The sequence below is a fragment of the Microvirga sp. GN3 genome (genome assembly GCF_055792825.1).
Genome location: NZ_JBVVAK010000317.1, coordinates 1 through 3,388, shown reverse-complemented (window position 1 = coordinate 3,388; position 3,388 = coordinate 1). Strand labels below are relative to the sequence as shown.

At 58.7% G+C, this 3,388-nt stretch carries 4 protein-coding genes; 2 read left to right on the top strand and 2 right to left on the bottom strand.

Annotated features, from left to right (window positions below; translation table 11 throughout):
- Positions 1-268: 268 nt before the first annotated feature.
- On the bottom strand, positions 269-502 hold the full coding sequence (hfq, locus tag ACS5Q1_RS47175; RefSeq protein WP_473104672.1) for an RNA chaperone Hfq: 234 nt from the start codon (positions 500-502) through the stop codon (positions 269-271).
- 90 nt (positions 503-592) lie between these two features.
- Positions 593-850, bottom strand: coding sequence for a hypothetical protein (locus ACS5Q1_RS47170; protein WP_473104671.1), 258 nt, complete (start codon positions 848-850; stop codon positions 593-595).
- Between the two features lie 114 nt (positions 851-964).
- On the opposite strand from ACS5Q1_RS47170, the gene ACS5Q1_RS47165 reads away from it, so the two are divergent.
- A complete protein-coding gene (locus ACS5Q1_RS47165) occupies positions 965-1,246 on the top strand; it encodes a hypothetical protein (RefSeq protein ID WP_473104670.1) in 282 nt (93 codons plus the stop codon).
- A gap of 415 nt (positions 1,247-1,661) precedes the next feature.
- The gene (locus ACS5Q1_RS47160; RefSeq protein ID WP_473104669.1) at positions 1,662-2,894 is read left to right on the top strand and encodes an IS110 family RNA-guided transposase; all 1,233 of its coding nucleotides are present in this window, start codon (positions 1,662-1,664) and stop codon (positions 2,892-2,894) included.
- Positions 2,895-3,388: the final 494 nt, after the last annotated feature.

Here is a 3,388-nt window from a genome sequence, read left to right as displayed (position 1 = left end):
TTCCACTTGCCCTCCAGAAGCTACATTGGCTTCGTGACGGATGAACACAGCGCCTGAAGGGTCTGCAATCAAGTACCAGCGGTCACCGCTTGAGCTTTCGTAGAGCTTACGCACCTTTTTCATGGAGGCTCCTGACAGATCGACATGGCGCGTCCACCGTAACGCATTTCGGCACGGCAGAAAGTGCCCCCTGCGTGGTCGGAAATTTTCCTTATTGGAACTTGAGCCGCATCTTCAAAACGGTCTGGGAAGGGCAAGGTTACCCAGATCAATTTGGGTCTATCAGTTCGACAGGCTCCACGGGATGAATAGTCGAGATGGCATGCTTATAGATGATTTGTGAGCTATCGCCTCGCACAAGCTGGATCGTGAAGCTGTCGAACCATCTGATCTGGCCTTGGAGCCTAATCCCATTCACGAGAAACGTCGTCACCTCAACATTGTTGTCGCGGAGATGCTTCAGGAACGTATCTTGGAGGGATGAGGTAATGTGCGCGGCCATTGCCTGTTCCTATTCTTGAAGGTCCCTGAGCCAGAGCGGAGCATTTGGGCATCGGGACCGGGATCACGTAATGGCTCCTCTTGCGAAGGATTAAAGCTCCTGTTGGATGGCATTCTGCCCGTCAAAGTACGTCTGGAGGATGCTGCTATCCTCTTCGCGTGCGGAGACGTTCAGTGAGCTTGATGCACCATGGGCAACGATCCTCCCATCCTCCAGGTACACACGACCCGCACTCACCACCGTGGCGGAAACAGATTGGGCTATGTGCGAGTGCGGCATGAACTCGGGGAAGAGCAGCGGGAGCAACTCGCCGCCATCGAGTTTGAGCATGACATACTTCATGGCCATGGAGCCCTCCCATTCTAGGCGCGGCAACAGCCTGCGTAGTAAGATAGGAGGCTGTCTGAAATTAACTATGGCCAGTACCCAAATGGCCCAGTTTCTCACCGAAAGGACGTTCCATTGTTTGAAAAGAAGCAGAACTACTCATCCTCAGAAGCCCAGCGAGCTTATGAGCAACTGGATCAGCTTGTTGCCAGGAAGATCATCAATCCACGGCAGGCCGCTGCCTATCGCCGACACATCGCCAGTCGCATTCAAGTCACGCTGAAGCCATCCTATACCCCGCAGGCGGCACGGCGGGCCAAAGCCGAGATTGTGAAGCTGACCGAAGCAGGGACAGTCACCATGAAGTCAGCCGCCGCATACCGGGCGCATATCACCAAGCGTACCCGAGGAGCCTGAACCGCGCGATCTGGAGGGCCTTGGCTCGGAATGCTCCTCAGAGCTTAATTAAGATGATTCCCGTATGTCCGCAGCCCACGTGATCATCCAACTGCCATAGCCTTGGGATCAGTTCATATCGTTGCCAGCCATACCTAAGTGACGCTTCAGTTTCAGCGACGTTGTTATCGGGTATGAATAGGCGCGACATCTGCATCCCGGTTTCTACAGGCTGACGGATCGGGTATCCTCAGCGCACCGGGATAGGGGTGTCGGGAGCACGGAAGGTGGGCAGGCCGTCGTATCTGATGAGCTGAGAGCTCGTGTTGTTATCTGGCCGCCCCTTCGACTGGCCCGGGTGCGCTGCGAGCGCGGATCCGTAGTTGTCGTGTGGCCCACCGGCTCCCGAGGTTCTGTAAACCAACAGGAGCCGGAGATGAGGATCATTGCTCTCGATGTCCATCGTTCCTTCGCTCAGATGGCAATCCTGGAGAAGGGGGTTATCCGGGATGCGGGCAAGGTCGATCTCGAACGCAGCCGCTTGCTGCACTTTGCCAAATCCCTGAAGCCGGACGACGAGGTCGTCCTGGAGGCGACCGGCAACACCAGCGCCATCGTGCGCCTGCTGTCGCCCTTCGTGGCGCGCGTGGTGATTGCCAATCCCAACCTGGTGCGAGCGATCGCCTGGGCCAAAGTCAAGACCGACAAAATCGATGCTCGCGTGCTGGCCAAGCTCCATGCGAGCGGGTTTTTACCCGAAGTCTGGATGCCGGACGAGGAGACCGAAGCCCGCCGGCGCGTTACTGCAGAGCGGACGCAACTCGTCGCACAGATGACCCGGCTCAAGAACCGGATCCACTCGGTTCTGCATGCTCACCTGATCCCGCCTTATCAAGGGAGCTTGTTCTCAAAACGCGGGAGGGCCTGGCTGGAGGCCCTCCCGCTCGCCGAGGATCAGCGTCGGGTGATCCTGCGTCATGCCGGTGAGCTGGATCGGCTTGGCGCTGAACTTGCTGAACTGGATAAGAGCCTCGCCCAGAAAGCTCTCGACGATCCGCAGGTCAGGCGATTGATGACGATCACGGGGGCAAATGCAACTGTCGCGATGAGCGTCCTGGCTGCGATCGGCGACATCAAACGCTTCTCCTCGCCGCAAAAGCTGGTGAGCTACTTCGGGCTCAATCCTCAAGTCCGGCAGTCTGGTGACAGGCCCGCCTATCATGGCCGCATCAGCAAACAGGGTCGGGCTCACGCCCGTTCGATGTTGGTCGAAGCCGCCTGGGTGATCTCCGGCGTCCCCGGGCCGCTGCGAGCCTTCTTTGTTCGCATCAGGAACAAGCGCGGCAAGTCGGTGGCGGCCGTGGCGACGGCCCGCAAGCTGGCGGTGATCGTCTGGCATATGCTGAGCAAAGAGAAGGACTACACCTGGAGCAGGCCCGCGCTGCTGCAGTGGAAATTGCGCTACCTGGAACTGGCAGCAGGCTATCCGTCTCGGCGTGGCGGAAAGCAGAAAGGGGCAGCCGCGGCCTACAGCCACAAGGCGGTGCGGGAGGCAGAACGAGAGATGATCGGCCAGGCCGAGGAAGCCTACCGGCGGTTTGTGGCCACCTGGAAACCGCGATCACCGAAAGGGTGCTCGGGTGCCGCCAATGAGGTGCGACGATCCTAAGCTGCGCGGCGGGATTGCAACCTCACGTCCTGCTCTTCGCTCCGGGGTCACCCGAGCCCGTCAACTATAGCAGAACCAGCCCGGCCAATCCACTTTCGGGAGGGCCAAGCACCTGTGCGCTCTTGCCAATCAGGCAGTTCCAGGCGCCCATCGTCAGGCCCCAACACACTTCACTCCCACGCCGAGCGGTTGACCGCAGACGATCTCAGGACAGTGGCAAAAGACAAAAGATCTCTCTGCTCTCGAAAAAGCGCTTGTCAAATACATCCGTTACATCGGCTAAAACATCCTGGAACGGCGCTCGCAGCCTTAGCGTTACAACTGGTGCAGGTTGCCGACACACCTGCTCGGAGTGTCCTGGAGGGCTCGTATGGTGAACGCATCCGGTCTCAGCGGCCAACCCACGTCTGACAGAGCGGAGCCTCAGTCTGCGGCGTGTCCTCCCGATAACAAGCTGCCCGAGAACTCACAGGAGAACCTCGATGCAAGGCTCG

Coding starts and splice junctions, on each gene's coding strand:
- hfq (WP_473104672.1), bottom strand. CDS start 502: ATGGCCGCGCACATTACCTCATCCCTCCAAGATACGTTCCTGAAGCAT.
- ACS5Q1_RS47170 (WP_473104671.1), bottom strand. CDS start 850: ATGGCCATGAAGTATGTCATGCTCAAACTCGATGGCGGCGAGTTGCTC.
- ACS5Q1_RS47160 (WP_473104669.1), top strand. CDS start 1,662: ATGAGGATCATTGCTCTCGATGTCCATCGTTCCTTCGCTCAGATGGCA.